Consider the following 17,616-nt stretch of genomic DNA (forward strand, 5'->3'; position numbering starts at 1 on the left):
GGCGCCAGATACGCATGAGCCAAAGGCAGCAGGATCCGCCCAGGCGATGCCGAGTTCCCGAGTACACGTATGCCAAGAGAGGGCCCTCTCAACAATCCCTGCCCTGTTGTCGAGCAATTCTCCAAATATTGACGATTATTCGTTCCCGCAAGTTGAAATCCCCTCTCCTCCGCAGTAGCGAAACAGCCCCTCACCTGGGTTTCCCACTGAGAGGCTGTTTGCGTTTTGGGGCCCATTCGGGCGCCGTCCCGCTGGGTAGGCTCTGAGTATGCGAACTCGACCTCTCCTGCGGCGAGCGCTTGTCGCGGCAACCGCAGTCGCCCTCATGTCGTCACTGAGCGCCTGCTCGCTGACCGCCATGGCGGCGAAGTTCGCCGAGGAGGCCACGGGAAGGAACAACTCGGTGCAGCCGGCCGAGATTCACAATCGGGCAGTCGCCGACGAGGCTGAGGCGCTGCTCGCATTCATCCAAGACGACGACTGGGAGCCGCCACTCGGCGGAAATATCCTGAGCCCCTGCGACGCCCCCGACACCTACGCCTTCTATGGGTCCTGGTTCTCCTCGGAACTGGCTCAGTCCCCTGCAGACGCGGAGACAGCCGCAGCCGAGATCGATGGGCTCAGTGCGTGGCTCGAGTCCCGTGGTTGGTCAGATATCGAAGAGTTCGATTTCACCACCGATTCGGTCGGCGTGAACGCATTGGGCATCTCCGCCTGGCACGAGAACTTCGGAGTCTACGACATGCAGACGATTTTCTATTACGAGGGCGACATCGGCGTCGATTACCCCCACATCGTGGTCGACATCGACAGCGACTGTCTGCCTGCCGATTTAGAAGCCACGGATCCGTCCCCGACGTTTCAAGCGAGCCAGTAGGTGCCGCGCAAGTCCGTGTTCCTCGAGGCGCTCGGGCCGGACGCCGCGCGCCTGCGGCCAGAGGTATACGAGTACGTCGCGGGGCCGGCCGCGACGCCCCAGTCCACGGGCGCTCATGGAGTCGGCGAGGGGGTCTTCGAGATCGCCGGGGCGCGGTTTGGGCGCCTGATGGCGCTTTTTCGCCCGTTCGTGGGGCGAGACCTGCTCATGACCCGGATCGACCGAAACGTGCCGTTCACGATCGTCAACACTCCGGCCGTGGGCGCCGACGGGCGGATGCGGCTCGAGGCGCTGCGCACGTTCCACTTCTCGGATGGTCCGCAGCAGTTTCGCGACGTGCTCGAGGCGGGTGACTCCCCCGGCACACTCATCAACTACCTCGGCGCATCGAGGCGGCTCTGCCTCGTCTTGACCTGCGTGGCATCGCCGCAGGGCAACCTGGTGATTTCTTCGCGAAGCACCCATGTACGCGTAGGCGGCACGCGGATGCGGCTGCCTCGGCTCCTCGGGGTCAGCGCACACGTGGAGGACGGGTACGACTCGAAGCGTCATCGGCGGACGATCGACGTCGTCATCAAGAACCCGATCGTGGGCGTCGTGATGCAGTACCGCGGCTGGTTTCAGTACCGCTACGTCGACGGACGTTCGTAGCCGCCCAGAATTACTTCTATGGGTGCAGCGCCTCCAACAGGTCGTCAACGTACCGCGGGAAGCTCGCGTACTGTTCAATGACCGATGCTCGACGATCGCGAGCAGCATCCGTCTCACCCTGAGCGACCTCAAGCGCTCGCCCGGCCAGCTCGTCGTCCGTTTCGCAGAACGTTCCGACCTCTTCGAACACCGATCGAAGACTCTGCAAGCCCAGATCACCCGGAGCAGCAACGAACGGCATTCCGCGACGGGCGGCATCGACCGCGGTGGTCGGGCCGGGATCCTGCCGGGAGGTGAGCAGATAGACGTCGGCGTTGTCGTACCAGGCCGCTGCATCGGCACGGAACCCGGGGAGCATCAACGGCAGCCCATCCGCGATCGCGCTGTCGGCAATGCCGCGCGCCCACGCGCTGAGCTCGCCCAGCCAGATGAACCCGGCCGCCGGCTCCCGCGCACGGATGGCCTGTGCCGCAGCGACAAACCGGTCGAACCCCTTCCGGCTGTCGGCGTACCCGGCTCCAAGAAAGATCGGGTGGGACGACCCCAGGGAGGCACTGATTCGGTCGCGCACTCGCGCAGTGCTTTGTGGCCCGACGGATACGTGCAGCAGCCCCGGCTGGATCGAAACTACGCGTGACCGGGGAAGCCGACCAATGAGTCCACTGGCGATGTTCGGAAACGACGCCACGACGAGAGGCGACCGTCCCACGTCCTCGATCAACCCCTCACGCATCAAGAACTCCGGCATCTCATGGACAAGAATGCCGCCCGGCAGATCGGAGCCCAGCGCCACGCGCACCGGAGCGCTCAGCGCGGTGTTTCCCACAACAAATGTCTCGGGCGCCAGTGCGTGCCCGAGGCCAGCAATGTCGTACCCCTCGGCAAGAATCAACGTGGGGCCTACGGCTGTGTACGCCGGGAGAAGAGGTCCCGCGCGAAGCAGCAAGATGACGGGCGAGTACCCACGCGCGCGCAGATGTCGAGCGATTTCCAATAGCAGTAGCGGTGCCCCGGCCTGCTGCGCGTCATTCCCAATGAGCACGACCGGGTTACTCAGGCCGGCAAGAGCCTGCCGCATCGCGTCTCGGCTTTCGCTCGCCGAATACTCCCGAGGTAGAGGCAAAAATCCGGCCTCGCGGCCCTCTTCGAGGTAGTGCCGAAGCGCGCCACCCGCTTCGAGCGGCAAGTACGTACTCGCGTAGAAATTGGCGTCAAATCCGGGGCCTGGTGAGCGCCGCTCGCCATCTCCGAAGTCCACGAAATGCTGCCAAGGGTCGGTCCCCGCGGTATCGGGGTAGGTGGCGCGGTACCAATTCGCGTCGAAGAACTCCTGCCCGGCGAGAATAGCTCCGGGAGTCGTGGAAGGATCGTCGTTGGTCACTGGACAAGAATACTGGACGGTGGCTAGCCTAAGCAGATGCTGCAGAGTTCAACCGGTTTCTTGCCGAGCCGGATGCTTTGCTACGGCGCGGGCGGCACCGGGTCGCAGGTGGCTTTCGACCTGCAACACCAGGCGGGACCCGGAATCGAGTTCATGGGATACATCGATGACGTGCGCGATCCGCGACGCATCGTCGAACCGGGACTCCCGATCTACTCGTTCGCAGAGGCCCTCACGCTCGAGGATGTCGGCGTGGTGCTCTCGGTCCACGACCCAGCATTGCGGCGCACGCTATACCAACGGTTGTTGGACCATGGCGTCCCGATCCTGGGCTCTCGAGGCCTACCCCACCTGGTGCACCCGCAGGCGGTCGTCGGCACCGGATCCTTCATCTCGAGCACGACCCGGCTCGCATTGTCGACGCGGCTCGGAGACGGCGTCATCGGGCTCGCGGACATGATCGCTCACGACGTCACCGTCGGCGACTTTTCCACCCTCGCGTTCGGCTCGCGGGTGCTCGGGCATGTGCAGATCGGACGCGACGTCTTCATCGGGGCCGGAGCAATCATCAAGAACGGCACGATCAATCGCCCCCTGGTGATCGGGGACGGGGCCCGCGTCGATGCCGGGGCCATCGTCGGCAGGGACGTCCGGCCAGGGCAGACGGTCTCGGGACCAGGCGCGCTCTCCATTCGCCGCTGGAGCGAGATCCTCGCCGCGCGCCCGGTTCGCGCGTGATCACTCTGGGGCAGCCGGTTGCTCCCGACCTCGCGATCCTGCACCAGCTCATCGGTGCCATCACCGCGTCAGGTCGATGGACGAACGGTGGAGCCACGGTTCGCGAACTCGAGCACGTCCTCTCGCAGGATCTCGGCAGCGCCTGCGCCCTGACCACCGCGTCGGGAACCACCGCTCTGACGCTGGCGCTGCTCGCGTGCGATCTCCCGCGCGGCGGCGAGGTCATCACAAGTCCTCTCACCTTCCCGGCGACCGTGCACGCTATTGAAGCGGCTGGGCTTGTCCCCGTCTTCGCCGGAGTCGATCCGGTGACATTGAACCTTGCCGCCGATGCCGCGTGCCTGGCGATTGGGCCGCGCACCGTCGCGATCCTGCCGGTGCATCTCTTCGGGATCGCGGCCGATCCCGAGTTCGACGACATCGCAGCGGCCGCCGGACTCGCCATTGTCTACGATGCTGCGCACGCGTATGGCCTCCCCGGGATCAGTGCGCGCGGCTCGGCTGCGGCGTACTCGCTTCACGCCACAAAGCTCATGCACACGGGCGAGGGCGGTTTGGTGACGACCAGCGATCCTGAATTCGCGGAGCGCTTGTCCCTCGCCCGCAATTTCGGACTCGTGGGCGACCGTGCGCTCACCCCGGGCACCAACGGAAAGCTGTCAGAGCTCAGCGCGGCGCTCGGCTTGGCCGTGCACGCCGGGTTGGCGAGGGAGATCCAGTCCAGGCGGGCCACGCGCGACGCGTACCAAGGAGTGGTGGAAGCGTCAGAGCGAGTTCGCCCGCACGCGCCTGGCTGCCCCCGAGCCCTCGTGATGGAAGCGATTCGCTGTGATCCTGACGACCAGGAACAGCTGCTCGCAGATCTCGCACAGCGAGGAATCGCTGGGCGACGGTTTCCTGCGCTGACGGCAGAGAACCAGCGATACTCGCGGGTTCCTCTGATCGGCGGCGAACGGGCGGATCTCGATCGGGTAGCGGCGAGTGTGCTGGCGATCCCGCTGCACGGTCGCGTCACACAGCAGGCGATCGACGCCGTGGCGCACGCTGTCCGCGCGGCTCCGATGCTTACTCAGGACGCCTCGCTGGCACCAATCTAATGTTGTACTCAGTTGGAGCAAATTCGACTACGCTCATCTACGCACCTTTCACGTGAAGCGTCGACGATTCGGGCCGTCGGCATCCGCGAGAAGGAGCATTCTCCGTTCCTTGGTGTGAGGTATCCCCGCAATGAAGCCCCCTGCGCTCGACTCCGTGCCCGAACCCGCGCGCCGCTGGGTCTCGGGCTTGTCGGCCGACAACGACGCTCTCCGCGCTGATATCGACGCCCTCCACGCCTCGCTCGATGCCGCACACGCCGAGTTGGAGGCAGTACGCGCTCAGCGGGCAATGCAGGAAGCACAAGCTTCGGTCGAAGCGGCGGAGCACGTGAGCGAGGTAGCAGGACTGCGCGCCCAACTGGGCGCACTCGAGCGAGCCGCGCGCGAGTCCGATGCGGCCCGCGAAGCCCAGGCCTATCGAGACGAGGTCGAACGCCGTGCCCGAGAGCTGAGCGAGTCCGCCCTGCGGGACTTCTCGACCTCGGTGCATCAGATCGCGCACGATATCGAGGGAGCACGGATCCGGCACGCGCACCACGCAGCGCACTTGCAGGCCGAGATCGAGGCGCTCCATCGCACGCTGTCCTGGCGTGTCACCCAGCCGCTGAGGGCAGTGCGCCGGGCGTGGAACGCGAGCATCAGCACGATCTCGCGCGGGCGCTGGCAGTTCGCCGTCGCGCGCACGGTGGCCCCACCCGCCGCCACAGCCATCCCAGCACCAGTGCCGATCCTGCCGAATGAGTTGCTGTTGGACCCGGATCACTATCGGCGCTGCTACCCCAGCCTGGATCTCTTCGACGACCTCGAGTTGCACGCGCACTATGTGCAATTCGGTCGGGCGGAAGGTCGCACCTCGCTCTCGCCTCTGCGCAGCGCCATCGTCGTCAGACGAGACCTAGATGCGGATCGGGAGAACGTGCTTGTGCTCGTGCTCGGGGATCTCTCGCCCGACGTCGGCAGTGAGTGCGTCTCTATCGTGGAACAGCTCTCCCGGACCAACAATGTCGTTGTCGTCGTAGACTCCGATGCGCCACAGATCGTTTGGGGAGCGGTTGAGCCCAGCATGCTGGTGGTGCTCGGAAGCCGAATGGGCCTCGTGGAAGATGATTTGCGCGCCTTCGCCGCGGAGATCGCGGCAGCGACCACGCCTCAGTACGCACTCACCCTCGCAGCGTCTCAACACCCAGTCGCCACCGCGCTCACGCACGAGGGTGTTCCTGTGGCTAACGTTCACGGGGCGGCTGGACCGCCCCCGCGACGCGACGCGACACAGGCAGACCGTTTCTCCTACGCCGCGACGGCCGAGGCGCTGGGACTTCGTGCCGCGCGCGCAGCGGCCCGAAGCGACGAGGACCTGGCGGTGCTGCTCGGCCCGGGCGGCTTCGACGCCGCCTACGCGACCGGCGACTCGGGGAACGACCGCGCCCAACTTGCACAGGACTATCTCCGGCAGATTCGTGCACTGACGCCGCTCCGGAGGCCGACCGGACCCGTCGGCCTGATCCGGCCCCGCGCGGGGTTTCACCCGCTGGCATACGCCGAGTCAGCACCCAACTTTCCCGACGACGGGCGCGATCCTCTCGCCCACTATCTGCAGAACGGCGAGCCGGCCGGCCGGTGGAGCCGGCGACTCATCCGCCCCACGGAGCCGTGCGCCGTCGCAGAGACGGACCTGCGCGTCTTGATCCATGGGCACTTCTTCTACCCGGGCCTTGCGGTCGAGCTGCTCGATCTGCTCGCGATGAACTCGCGGCCAAGGACACTCGCCTTGACGACCCACTCACCCGATGCCGCACGCGAGCTCGAAGAGATACTCCGCGCCCACCCAGCTGGTGGGAGATCGAACGTCTTTGTGGTGCCCAACCGCGGCAGAAACCTCTCGGCACTCTTGAGTGGACCGGTGGCCACGTTGGCGCGCGAGCATGACCTTGTCCTCCACGTACACGGCAAGCGCAGCCCGCATGCCCCGACCGACGTCGGCGAGCAGTGGCGTCGGCACATGTGGACGCATCTCGTCGGCGACGGTACTGCGTTTGCAGATCAGATTGTCGCAGATTTCTCGGCGTCCCCCACCCTCGGGCTGGTTGCCCCCGAGGATCGTCGCCTGCCCGATTGGGATGGAAATCGCGAGTTTGTGCCTGACTGGCTGGGGCGTTTAGCTCCCGAACTCTCGACGAGAATCGACGTTCCCACGCACTTCGATTTCCCGGTCGGTGCCATGTTTTGGGCACGCTCCAAGGCGCTCGGACCGTTCCTGGACATGAATCTCTCCGAGGGCGACTTCCCGGAAGAGCCGCTCCCGGTAGACGGCACATCACTCCATGCGCTCGAACGCCTCATCCCGCTGGTCATCGAGCATCAAGGCTATGAGTTTGCGAAAACGCATCTTGGCCCGCTGCCCGCTGAGGGAACCACGTCCCTACGCCGCCCGAACCTCGATCTCGCCGACGGCGGCGCCCTCCGCGCCGAACACGAGGGCGTGGTTCGCGACCTTGTCCGTAAAGAAACGGTCATGGCTGACCACGACGACCGCCCCGGGGAAGTGCACGAGCGCGCGCTCCATCACCTGCGTGCTCGCGAGGTCCAGGTGGTTCGTGGGCTCGTCGAGCAGCAGCACTGAGGCGCCGGACAAGAGGCACTGCGCCATTGCCACGCGGGCGCGCTGGCCGCCCGAAAGCTCGCGGATCCGCTTCTTGAGGTCGGCCTCAGAGAACTGGAACATCGAAAGAAAGCGCCCCACTGACTTCCGCGTCGCCGTCAGCGCGAGGCTATCGGGCATCGCGTTCACGGAGTGCGTGACGGTGTCGTCTGGGTCGAGATCTTCGAGCACCTGGTTGTACGAGACGACCTTCGCGCCTGACGCCCAGGCAACGTCGCCGGCGTCGGCCTGCTCTTCGCCGGTCAGCACGCGCAGCAGGGTGCTCTTGCCCGAGCCGTTCGCGCCGAGCACGACGATCCGGTTGCCCCGGCGCACCTCAAAGCTGAGACCCTCGAACAAGAGATGCTCGCCGTACGCCTTGCCCAGCCCGTTCACGCGGCACAGCACGTCCTTGACGTGCAGCCCGCCGTAGATCTCGGTGATGATCTGGTCAACCGGGCGGGGCGCGCGCGACTTCTTGATGTTCGAGAGCTGCTTGCCCAGCTTCTTGCTCCCGCCCTTCGCCGCCTCGCGTCGGTCGGCGATGCCCTCGGCTTCGAAGGCGAGCAGCTCGGACTCATGCACGAACTGCGACTCGAGCGTCTTCAGCCGGAACTGCTTCTCAATGATGTACGCGCCGAAGTTCCCGGAGTACTCGTGCAGGTGGTAATTCTCGACCTCGATGATGCGGTTCGCCACCGCGTCGAGGAACTTGCGGTCGTGCGACACGATGATCGCGGCGCCCTTAAAGTCGCGGAACCAGGATTCGAGCCACTCGACGCCAGCGACATCGAGGAAGTTGGTCGGCTCGTCCAGCAGCAGCACGTCGGGGTCTTCGAGCAGGATCTTCGCGAGGGCGGCGCGGTTGCGCCACCCTCCCGAAAGCTGATCGATGGAGCAGACCCGTCGCGCCTCATCAAACCCGAGGGTCGTGAGCGCCTGGTCGATCTTGCGGTGATAGTCCCAGCCGTCGAGCCGGTCCATCTCGGTGAACAACTCGGACTGGCGGTGGATGAGCTCGTCGAAGTCGGCGGGCATCGCGGCGATTGCCGCCTCGATCTCGGCGAGCTCCTTCTCGACGGCGTGCACCTCGTCGAAGAGCCCGTCGAGCACCTCGGTGATCGTCGCCTGGCCGTTGAGCTCAGAGAACTGCGAGAAGTACCCGATCCGGGTGCCGGCGTCGACACTCACGGTGCCTGAGTCGGGCTGTACCTGGTCGAGCACCAGCTTCAGCAGCGTCGTCTTGCCCGATCCGTTGCGACCGATGAGCCCGACGCGATCCTTATCTTCGAGGCGGAAGAACGCCTCGCGCAGGATCTGCGCGTTCTCGTAGCGGACGCTGACGTCATTGAGTCTGACGAGGCTCATGCAGTGTTCTCCCTTAAGAAATTGATCGAAAGTATGTGGCGCGGGCTACGGTTTCGGCAGCGAGTGCTGCGCTACGACGTCGCCCTCGAGCGGGTCGATGTCCTCGTCTGCCTCGTCCTGCGCCTGCGCGCCGAGCTTGCCCCGCGTGAGCCTGTTGACGATCATCGCGAGGGCCCCGTCACCGGTGACGTTGGTCGCGGTGCCGAAGCTGTCGAGGGCGATGTACGCGGCGAACATGAGGCCCACCTCGATGTCGCCAAAGCCGAGCATCTGCACGAGCAGCCCAGCGGCGGCGGCGATCGCGCCGCCAGGGACGCCGGGGGCCGCAATCATCATCACGCCGAGCATGAGGATGAACGGGAAGTAACTCGCGAACGAGACGTCGCCGCCGGTAAGCAGCAGCACCGCGATCGAGAAACAGGTGATCTTCACCATCGAGCCGGACAGGTGAATCGTCGCGCACAGCGGTACGACGAAGCCGGCCACCGCATCGGCAACCCCGTTCTTCTTCGTCGAGGCCAACGTGACCGGGATGGTCGCCGCCGACGACGAGGTGCCGAGCGCCGTGAAGTATGCGTCGCGCATGTTCCACAGGGCCTTGAGCGGGTTTACGCCCGACATTGCGCCTGCGATCGAGTACTGCACGAGCAGCACGACGAGCGTCAGCCCGAACGAGACCAACACCACGACGACGAACTTCGTCACGACGGTGATGGCCGAGCCACTGGCCGAGAGGTCCATGAAGATGCCGAAGATGAACAGGGGGAGCGCCGGCACGATCACGCGGCGGATGAGCGCCTCGATGATGGTGCGGAACTCGACGGCACCGCGGAAGATGACGCGGCTGCGGAAGCTGGTGAGGCCGATGCCAACGACGAAGGCGAGCACGAGGGCGCTCATGACGTCGATGACCGGCATCAGCACGATGGCCGTCGCGGAGTCGCTTCCGCCGGTGGTGAGGGTGATGTACGGCGAGAAGCCGGATCCGGAGCCCTCGCTCAGCGCTTCGAGCCCGCCGCCAGCCAGGCTCGGGGCGAAAAGCCACCGGCTGACGAAGTAGGCGAGGAGGCCGGCGAGGACGGTCGAGCCGTAGGCGAGCGCGGCGGTGACTCCCAACCACTTACCGGCGCCCTTGCCGAGCTCGGCGATCGCCGGCGTCACGAGGCCGAGGATGATGAGGGGAACGGTGAAGCTCAGGAACCCGGAGAAGATCGAGTTGTAGGTCAGGAAGACGCCGCCGAGCCAGGTGGGCATGACCGGACCGGTCACGATTCCCAGGACAATCGCGACGACGACCCAGACGAGCAAGGGCATTGAGCGCAAGAACTTCATGAGGCTCCTCAGCCCTAGATGCGGACGTCCCGCCGCTGCAGGCGCACCCCATCGGGGCCACGCCCCATCGCGGAACGACTTAACCCTAACCCGCGCGCCGCCCGCGAACGCAAGCGAGGCGGCCCCGAAGGACCACCCCGCTTGCGATTCTGGCTAGAACTGTGTGCGCCCCTGCGAACAAGTCACCGTCGCGGCGGACTGGCCCGTGATGTTCTCAGGCAGGGCACCCGCAGGCGGAGCCACCGGTTCGACCGGCGCACCCTCGACAGGGGCAACCGCGTTCGGGTCGACCGGTGCGACCTCGCCGCCGACGACCTCGACCGCTTCACCGGTGGCCGACACGGTGATCGGCTGGCCTGCCCGCAACAGGTCCATCATGGTTTGTGCCGATGCCATGTCCGGGGCCAGGCGACCTGCCTGATACGGGTGCGTGTAGTTCGGGAACTGCACGAAGTTGATGTTGTTGAGATCGATGTTCTTGAGGGTCGACGCGACCTGCTGCATCATCGAGATTGAGGTGAATCCGCTCGAGAGCGTCATGTTCTCGACGGCGGCCTTCGCCAGGCCGTACACCTTCATCGGGTCAGACAGCGTCTCGGCGCTCTTGAGCTTGCGCACCATGCTCGACATGAAGATCTGCTGGTTACTGATGCGGCTCGTATCGCCGCCGTCGCCGACTCCGTGGCGCGTGCGCAGGAACTGCAGGGCTTCAACGCCCACGAGGGTGTTCTCGCCGGCGGGCAGCACCAGGCCGGTGTAGGGGTCGTCAATCGGAGCCGTGAGACAAACGTCCACGCCGCCGACGGCGTTCGAGATGTTGATCACGCCGTCGAAGGTAACGACGCCACCGTAGGGAATTACGAGGCCGGTGAGCTCCGAGACCGTCTCGACCACGCAAGACAGACCGCCCTGACCGAGCGTGGTGTTGAACTGGCGTTCGCTTGCCGCGGGGTAGTAGTCCTCTTCGCCTTCCGGACCGGTGCAGCTGGGGACCGGCACCATGAGGTCGCGGGGGAAGCTGATGACGGTCGCGTTCTGGTGATCGGCCGATACGTGCAGCAGCATCGTGACGTCGTTGAGCTCGCCCTCCTCGCCGTCGTCGAGTGACTGTCCGGCGCGGCTGTCCGAGCCCACGAGCAGGATGTTGAGCTCGCCCTCCACCGCCTCAGACCCTACCTGGGCAGCGTCAGGGACCTTCGTGCCGAGGTCGACGGTCTGCACCTTATTCGCAAGATCCCACACCGCGTAGGCGGCAACCGATACGCCGCTGAGCACGAGCACGAGGGCCGTGGTGGCGACCACGCGGAGGCCGTTCATCCACGCGTTCGACCGATGCTGGCGCCCGTGGCGCACATTCGATCGACGCGCGGAGGCGTCCTTCGGGTGCTTCGCCATCAATCCTGCTTCCTCGTGAAAAAGTATGCGGCTAGGCCGCGGTTCGCAAACCTCGCAGGACGACGCTACCCCGCAGCGCTGGGTGCCCCCTTTGAAGAGCCTGCGCATTCGCGGCGAGAATAACGTTCCCCGGTGCACCTGGCACCGGGGAACGATTCACTTGGCGGAGGGTAGGAGATTCGAACTCCTGAGGCGTTTCCGCCCACTTGTTTTCAAGACAAGCTCCTTCGGCCGCTCGGACAACCCTCCACGTGGAATCTTAGCGGGGTGCGAGAATCTCCGGAAACTCGGCCTCAAGCGCGGCGGCAAGTCCGCCGTCTTCGACCGTGCCCGTGACGTGGTTCGCGACCGCCTTGACGTCCGCCGGGGCCTGCCCCATCGCGACGGCGACGCCTCGGTGGGCGGCCCACTCGAGCATCTGAATGTCGTTGCGGCCATCGCCGGCCGCGAGCACGCGGTCGCGCGGAATCTCGAGCCGCGCAAGGATGCGCTCAAGCGCCGAGGCCTTCGTCACGCCGTCCGGCGCGATGTCGAGCCACGCGGTCCAGCCGATAGCGTACGAGACGCTCGACAGTCCCATCTTCTCGACGACTCTGAGGAATTCCTCGAGCTGGTGGTCGGGCGACACGACGACGACACGCGTCGCCTGCACGCCGAGCAGCTGCTCAAACGGGACCTGACGCTTGCGCGTCGGCAACGTCGCGTCCGGGATCGCCTCGGTATAGAGGAACAACCCGTCCGCATCCTCGATCGCGTAGCGCGCCGTGAGCAGGTGGGTGCGGATGCGTGTGAGTACCTCGGTCGTGTCGAACGTCTCGGAATACTCGACGCGGTAGCCGCGGTTTGCCAGCGGGTCGCGCGCGAGCACGACCGCGCCGTTGCAGGCGACGACCCAGCGCGGCTTAATCTTCAGCTGCTCAACGATGGGGAGCGTCGCGTCCACCGATCGGCCCGTTGCGATGACGATCTCGTGGCCCGCGGCCTCGAGCAGACGCAGCACCTCCGCGATCCTGGGATCGAACGTGCCGTCATGGAAGAGAACGGTGCCGTCGAGGTCGAGCGCAATCAGGCGGGTCACTCGGAGGCGCTCCCAGCGGCGCTCGTGACACCCTCGGGTACGAGCACCTCGAGGCCGCCCAGGTACGGGCGCAGCGCCTCGGGAACGCGCACACTGCCGTCCGCCTGCTGGTGGGTCTCCAGGATTGCGACGATCCAGCGGGTGGTCGCGAGGGTGCCGTTCAGCGTCGCCACCATCTCGGACTTGCCGTCTTCGTTACGGAAGCGCGTCTTCAGACGGCGAGCCTGGTAGCTCGTGCAGTTGCTCGTCGAGGTGAGTTCGCGGTACGCACCCTGGGTCGGCACCCACGCCTCGATGTCGAACTTGCGGGCTGCGCTCGAACCGAGGTCGCCCGCGGCGACGTCGATGACGCGGTAGCTGAGGCCCAGCGCCTGCAGCATCGCTTCCTGCCAGGCGACGAGGCGATCGTGCTCGGCCTCGGCCTCGGCGGGCGTCGTGTAGACGAACATCTCGAGCTTGTTGAACTGGTGCACGCGCAGGATCCCGCGGGTGTCCTTGCCGTGCGAACCCGCCTCGCGGCGGTAGCAGGTGGACCAGCCGGCGTAGCGGATCGGCCCACGCGTGAGGTCAAGGATTTCGTCGGAATGGTACCCGGCAAGCGCCACCTCGCTCGTGCCCGTGAGGTAGAGGTCGTCCTCGGCGAGGCGGTACACCTCATCGGAGTGCTCACCCAGGAAGCCGGTGCCGCGCATGATCTCGGGCTTGACGAGCGTCGGCGTGATGAGCGGGATGAAGCCGTGCTCGAGCGCCTGGTTCAGCGCCATCTGCATGATCGCGAGCTCGAGGCGCGCGCCGATGCCACGGAGGAAGTAGAAGCGAGCGCCAGACACCTTCGCGCCGCGCTCCATATCGATCGCGCCGAGTGCCTCGCCAATCTGCAGGTGGTCGCGGGCCTCGAAGTCGAAGCTCGGGATCTCGCCGACCTCGCGCAGCGTGACGAAGTTCTCCTCGCCCCCGGCAGGGACGGCGTCAATCACGACGTTCTCGATCGTGAGGGCGATGTCGGCGAACGCGGCCTCAGCCTCGCCCGCTCGCACGTTGGCCGCCTTCACCTGCGCCGCGAGATCGGAGGCGCGGGCGAGCAGCACCGTGCGCTCGTCCTTCGACGCTTTCGCGACCTTCTTGCCGAACTGGTTCTGTTCGGCGCGCAGCGTCTCGTACTCGCTGAGGGCGGCACGACGCGCGTCGTCCGCGGCTATCGCACGGTCGACCACCGACTCGTCGTTTCCTCGGGCGCGCTGCGAGCGCTTGACGGCATCGGGGTCAGTGCGGAGGAGAGTGGGATCGATCACACAATGCAGTCTATTCGAGCGCGCGGGCGCTACCCTGGCCCCATGCCAGAACCACGCTTCAACACCCTCCCCCGAGCGGTCGTTGTGTACCACCCGCTGAAGACGAACCTGGCCCAGCTGCGCGTCGCGGTGGACCACCAGGAGGCGGCTGCGGGATGGGCCCCGACCGAGTGGGTCGAGACCGCGGCGGAGGACGCCGGGCTCTCGGCGGCACGCACAGCGGCGAAAAGCGGGGCAAGCGTCGTGCTCGCCGCGGGCGGCGATGGGACGGTGCGCGCGGTCGCGGAGGGCCTACGCGACAGCGAGACGGCGCTCGCCGTGATCCCTCAGGGCACGGGGAACCTGCTGGCACGGAACATCGGAGCCCCGCTCAATGACCTCGAAGAGGCGGTGCGCGCCGCGTTCCATGGGGTGAATCGACCGCTCGACCTCGGCGTCGCCACGATCGTCCGTCCCGATGGGACGGAGGACGAACACGTCTTCCTCGTGCTGGCGGGCATGGGGCTCGACGCGCGCGCCATCTCGCTCACGCGAAGCAATCTCAAGCGACGTGTCGGCTGGCTCGCGTACGTCGATGCTGGCCTACGCACCATGATCAAAGACGCCGCGCTCAAGGTGCGCTACTCCGTCAACGGCTCGCCCGAGAAACCCCTGACGGTGTACACCGTGATGATCGGCAACTGCGGCCTGCTGCCCGGGGGCGTCCTGCTGATACCCAATGCGAAGATCGACGACGGCGTGCTCGATGTCGTTGCCCTGCGCCCGCTCGGCCCCTTCTCATGGCTCCATATTTGGAGCAAGCTCAGCTGGGAGAACGGGGTGCTGCGGAAGTCGAAGACGGGCCGCAAGATCATCAACCTCGTGAGCGACACCCGGCACGTCACCTACTTGCAGGCGCGCACCTTTTCGCTGACGGTCGCGAAGCCCGAACCCGTGCAGCTCGACGGCGATGACTTCGGCGAGGCCCTCGCGGTGCGCGGCAACGTCGACCCCGGGGCGCTCCGCCTGCGGGTGCTCCCGGGCTGGGCCGACAAGGTTCAGCTGGGCTGAGCTTCCGCGGCGGGCGGGCAGGATCCTGCCGGGTCGAGATCTCCCGCGACGGGGGCATATCCCTCCGGCTGCGGGACTCCGGTAGCGGCCGGGGCGCGGTGAAACGCTCCCCCGGCCTCGCGGGTCACTCCGCCTCCGGCGTCGCCTCGGGCTGCCCCTCAGCGCCGGCGCCGGCCGTTGCGCCCTTCGCCGCGACTTCGGCTTCGGGCTGATCTACCAGGCAGTCATGACTGAGCGCCGAAGCCTTCGCGAACGGCGGCTTGGTGGGCCCGAATCGGCCCTGTTCCGCGAGCGGGAAAACGTTCCACGCGTCCGGCCGAGACGCGAGAGCGTTTGGCACCATCGGGAAGTCCTGCTGCGCGACCTCGTCCCAAGTAGACATATTTTCGTCAGCGTTGAGCGGCTGGCCCTCCGCGTCGAAAAGCTGCACCCCGTCGATTGGATTGCCCGCGCAGTCATATGCGAACACGTTCTCGACGGGAACTCCGTCAGCCACGAGCCCCGGCTGCACCCACGGCTCGCTGGCTTCTGCTTGGCCGCCGATGGCGAACCAGCTCCCGAGCATCATGAACGAGGCCGGGACGAGTGCAATCACCGCTCCCACCGAGGACGCTCGTCGCAGGAAGACGATGAAGCCGTTCGGCTGCCAGCGGCCTCGACCCCACTGCACGCTGATCACCACTGCGGCGGCGGTCAGCAGCAGCGTCAGGAGGCCCAGCCCACGGAACAGGACCGTAAACACGAGCCCGACCATGAGGCCGCGGGCGACCCACCAGACCGGGGTCAGCGTCACCATGAAGTCGGCGACGCCCCGACGCCGGGGAGTCGCGACCCACCAGCGCTGAGCTGCGGACCACGCGTCGCGCAGGCTGGCTCGTTTCTTCTCATTACCCTTCGGGGGCAGCCCGGCGGCGGCGCGCAGCTCGGCGGCGTACTCGGCCGGGTCGCCGAGATCCGCTCCCTCGCAGAGGCGATCGACGAGGTCGGCGCCGAGGCCGTCAGTCAGTTCGTCGATCTCCTCGGCCGGCAGGTCGGCGCACTGGCGCCGGATTTCCTCGATGAAGGCGAGGGCGGCGACCGCGTGGCTGCCCTGAGGGAGTGGGGTGGTGGGCGTAATAGTCATGCGGGGTCTCCCGTCGTGAGCGAGGTGGTCCCGAGGAGGGAGCCCAGGGTGTCTGAGAATCGCGACCAGTCGGTGCGCTGCTGCTCGAGAAGTTCCTCGCCGGCCGGCGTCATACTGTAGTACTTGCGGTGCGGCCCGCCGTCCGAGGGGACGACGTAAGTGGACAGGGCCCCCGCGGCGTAGAGCCGGCGCAGTGTGCCGTACACCGAGGCGTCGCCGACCTGGTCGAGCCCGGCATCGCGCAGGCGGCGCAAGATGTCGTAGCCGTAGCCGTCCTCGTGTTGCACGACCGCGAGCACTGCGGCGTCGAGCACCCCCTTGAGGAGTTGCGTGGTGTCCATCCGGTTCCCTTCGCGCGGCGTCGTCGCGGCTTGTTGCTGCGCTTTACGGTTCACACACTACTACGCAGTGCGCAATAGTGCGCAATGGGGAAGTTGATTTGGGGCGGCGCCTCCCGCCCCGGACATGGCTGAGGCTGAGGCTGAGGCGACCTTGCGCAGAAGGTTGCATCACCGGGCGCGAAAGAGCCCTCTGCGCAAGGTCGCCAGGGCGGTGGGGGGGCGGGGAAGAGACCTTGAGGGGACGTCCCTAGACCAGGCCGCCAGACACCCCTCGTTCAGGCCGTCAGAGGTCCCTAGTTCAGGCCGTCGGCCGTGCCCTCGACCACGCCGCGCAGCCAGTCGCGGGCGTCGCGGAACGTGTCGTCGTCCTGCTGCGAGCGAATCGTCGCCGGCAGCTTGTCGGCGCGGGGGTAGGAGCCCAGGAACACGACGAGCGGGCTGAACCGCTTCACGCCGAGCAGCGCGTCGGCCACACGTTCGTCGAGCACATGCCCCTCGGCGTCGATGACGAAGCGGTAGCGGCCCATCCGGTCGCCGATCGGGCGCGACGCAAGCAGCGTCAGGTTGACGCCGCGGGTCGCGAACTGTTCGAGGAGCTCGAGCAGCGCACCGGCGCGGTCCTCAGGCAACTCGACGATGAGGCTCGTCTTGTCGGCCCCCGTGGGAGTGCCAATCGGGGCCGTGCGCGAGACGAGGACAAAGCGCGTCATAGCGTTCGGGTTGTCGCCGATGCCGGTCGCGAGCACGTCGACGTCGTAGTGATCGACGATGCCGGGGGGCGCGACGGCGGCGTTGACTCCGGAATCCTCGAAGAGGTCGGCCGCGGCCTGCACGTTCGACGACGCCGGGATGTGCCGGTGGCCCGGGGTGTTCGCGTCGAGCCAGTTGCGGGTCTGCCCGTAGGCGACCGGGTGCGCGGCGACGACGCTGGCCTCCTCGAGAGTTGTGCCGGGTCGGGCGACGAGCAGGAATCGCACGGGCACGAGGTACTCGCCGATGATGCGCAGGCCCGGAATCGTCGCGAGCGCGTCCTGCGCGACCGTCACCCCGCCGTCGACCGAGTTCTCGATCGCGATCATCGCGGCATCGCTCGCCCCCGAGACGACGTCGGCGAGCGCCTCACCGACGTTCGCGACCGGGTGCCAGTCCTGGCCGACGGCCTCGGGCACCTGCGCGAGCGCGGCCTCCGTAAACGTGCCGGCCGGGCCCAGGTAGCTGTAGCGGCGGCGGGCGGGGTTCACGTGATCGGACATGG

Annotated in this window: 14 protein-coding genes, 1 tRNA gene and 1 pseudogene; 6 read left to right on the forward strand and 10 right to left on the reverse strand. The window is 66.7% G+C overall.

Features of this window, described 5'->3' with window-relative positions; genetic code table 11:
* The first annotated feature begins 268 nt into the window (after positions 1–268).
* Together JW030_RS12535 and JW030_RS12540 are read left to right on the forward strand one after the other, a co-directional pair.
* A complete protein-coding gene (locus tag JW030_RS12535) occupies positions 269–877 on the forward strand; it encodes a hypothetical protein (protein ID WP_188045244.1) in 609 nt (202 codons plus the stop codon).
* On the forward strand, positions 878–1,528 hold the full coding sequence (locus JW030_RS12540; protein WP_188045243.1) for a DUF4166 domain-containing protein: 651 nt from the start codon (positions 878–880) through the stop codon (positions 1,526–1,528).
* Between the two features lie 16 nt (positions 1,529–1,544).
* Here JW030_RS12540 and JW030_RS12545 read toward each other — a convergent pair whose 3' ends face one another.
* The gene (locus JW030_RS12545) at positions 1,545–2,909 is read right to left on the reverse strand and encodes a glycosyltransferase (RefSeq protein WP_188045242.1); all 1,365 of its coding nucleotides are present in this window, start codon (positions 2,907–2,909) and stop codon (positions 1,545–1,547) included.
* A 36-nt stretch (positions 2,910–2,945) separates the two neighbouring features.
* Here JW030_RS12545 and JW030_RS12550 point away from each other — a divergent pair, with 36 nt between their 5' ends.
* The 3 genes and pseudogenes from JW030_RS12550 to JW030_RS13565 form a co-directional block, all read left to right on the forward strand.
* On the forward strand, positions 2,946–3,647 hold the full coding sequence (locus JW030_RS12550) for a hypothetical protein (RefSeq protein WP_188045241.1): 702 nt from the start codon (positions 2,946–2,948) through the stop codon (positions 3,645–3,647).
* Positions 3,644–4,744 carry a DegT/DnrJ/EryC1/StrS aminotransferase family protein gene (locus JW030_RS12555; protein WP_188045240.1) on the forward strand — a complete coding sequence of 367 codons (1,101 nt, stop codon included), beginning with the start codon at positions 3,644–3,646 and terminating at the stop codon, positions 4,742–4,744. The genes JW030_RS12550 and JW030_RS12555 overlap by 4 nt, the downstream gene beginning before the upstream one ends.
* A 1,087-nt stretch (positions 4,745–5,831) precedes the next feature.
* Positions 5,832–7,100: pseudogene (locus JW030_RS13565) on the forward strand (rhamnan synthesis F family protein); the annotation flags it as partial.
* Between the two features lie 63 nt (positions 7,101–7,163).
* On the opposite strand, the gene JW030_RS12560 reads toward JW030_RS13565, so the two are convergent.
* The 6 genes from JW030_RS12560 to serS all read right to left on the reverse strand — a co-directional run bounded on the left by JW030_RS12560 (position 7,164) and on the right by serS (position 13,847).
* Complete coding sequence (locus tag JW030_RS12560) at positions 7,164–8,750, reverse strand: ABC-F family ATP-binding cassette domain-containing protein (protein WP_188045239.1); 1,587 nt, start codon at positions 8,748–8,750, stop codon at positions 7,164–7,166.
* A 45-nt stretch (positions 8,751–8,795) separates the two neighbouring features.
* The gene (locus JW030_RS12565) at positions 8,796–10,082 is read right to left on the reverse strand and encodes a dicarboxylate/amino acid:cation symporter (protein WP_188045238.1); all 1,287 of its coding nucleotides are present in this window, start codon (positions 10,080–10,082) and stop codon (positions 8,796–8,798) included.
* A gap of 153 nt (positions 10,083–10,235) precedes the next feature.
* Positions 10,236–11,477: an LCP family protein gene (locus JW030_RS12570; protein ID WP_188045237.1), complete on the reverse strand. Its 1,242-nt coding sequence runs from the start codon at positions 11,475–11,477 to the stop codon at positions 10,236–10,238.
* 161 nt (positions 11,478–11,638) lie between these two features.
* Positions 11,639–11,726, reverse strand: a tRNA-Ser gene (locus JW030_RS12575).
* A 10-nt stretch (positions 11,727–11,736) separates the two neighbouring features.
* Positions 11,737–12,555 (reverse strand): HAD family hydrolase, encoded by an 819-nt coding sequence (locus JW030_RS12580; RefSeq protein ID WP_188045236.1) that lies wholly within the window; start codon positions 12,553–12,555, stop codon positions 11,737–11,739.
* Positions 12,552–13,847, reverse strand: a complete 1,296-nt coding sequence (gene serS / locus JW030_RS12585; protein WP_188045235.1) for a serine--tRNA ligase — start codon at positions 13,845–13,847, stop codon at positions 12,552–12,554. The genes JW030_RS12580 and serS overlap by 4 nt, the downstream gene beginning before the upstream one ends.
* A 42-nt stretch (positions 13,848–13,889) precedes the next feature.
* Between serS and JW030_RS12590 the strand changes: the two genes are divergently transcribed.
* On the forward strand, positions 13,890–14,897 hold the full coding sequence (locus JW030_RS12590) for a diacylglycerol kinase family protein (RefSeq protein WP_188045234.1): 1,008 nt from the start codon (positions 13,890–13,892) through the stop codon (positions 14,895–14,897).
* Between the two features lie 124 nt (positions 14,898–15,021).
* On the opposite strand, the gene JW030_RS12595 is transcribed toward JW030_RS12590, so the two are convergent.
* From JW030_RS12595 to pheA, 3 genes are all read right to left on the reverse strand, one after another.
* Entirely contained in the window at positions 15,022–16,020 is a 999-nt protein-coding gene (locus JW030_RS12595) for a hypothetical protein (RefSeq protein WP_188045233.1), read from the reverse strand.
* Entirely contained in the window at positions 16,017–16,361 is a 345-nt protein-coding gene (locus JW030_RS12600) for a PadR family transcriptional regulator (RefSeq protein WP_188045232.1), read from the reverse strand. The genes JW030_RS12595 and JW030_RS12600 overlap by 4 nt, the downstream gene beginning before the upstream one ends.
* Before the next feature lie 293 nt (positions 16,362–16,654).
* Positions 16,655–17,614: a prephenate dehydratase gene (gene pheA / locus JW030_RS12605; protein WP_188045231.1), complete on the reverse strand. Its 960-nt coding sequence runs from the start codon at positions 17,612–17,614 to the stop codon at positions 16,655–16,657.
* Positions 17,615–17,616: the final 2 nt, after the last annotated feature.

Source organism: Leucobacter sp. CX169, assembly GCF_017161405.1.
Taxonomy (GTDB): Bacteria; Actinomycetota; Actinomycetes; order Actinomycetales; family Microbacteriaceae; genus Cx-87.

Coding starts and splice junctions, on each gene's coding strand:
- JW030_RS12535 (WP_188045244.1), top strand. CDS start 269: ATGCGAACTCGACCTCTCCTGCGGCGAGCGCTTGTCGCGGCAACCGCA.
- JW030_RS12550 (WP_188045241.1), top strand. CDS start 2,946: ATGCTGCAGAGTTCAACCGGTTTCTTGCCGAGCCGGATGCTTTGCTAC.
- JW030_RS12560 (WP_188045239.1), bottom strand. CDS start 8,750: ATGAGCCTCGTCAGACTCAATGACGTCAGCGTCCGCTACGAGAACGCG.
- JW030_RS12565 (WP_188045238.1), bottom strand. CDS start 10,082: ATGAAGTTCTTGCGCTCAATGCCCTTGCTCGTCTGGGTCGTCGTCGCG.
- JW030_RS12570 (WP_188045237.1), bottom strand. CDS start 11,477: ATGGCGAAGCACCCGAAGGACGCCTCCGCGCGTCGATCGAATGTGCGC.
- JW030_RS12590 (WP_188045234.1), top strand. CDS start 13,890: ATGCCAGAACCACGCTTCAACACCCTCCCCCGAGCGGTCGTTGTGTAC.
- JW030_RS12595 (WP_188045233.1), bottom strand. CDS start 16,020: ATGACTATTACGCCCACCACCCCACTCCCTCAGGGCAGCCACGCGGTC.
- JW030_RS12600 (WP_188045232.1), bottom strand. CDS start 16,361: ATGGACACCACGCAACTCCTCAAGGGGGTGCTCGACGCCGCAGTGCTC.
- pheA (WP_188045231.1), bottom strand. CDS start 17,614: ATGTCCGATCACGTGAACCCCGCCCGCCGCCGCTACAGCTACCTGGGC.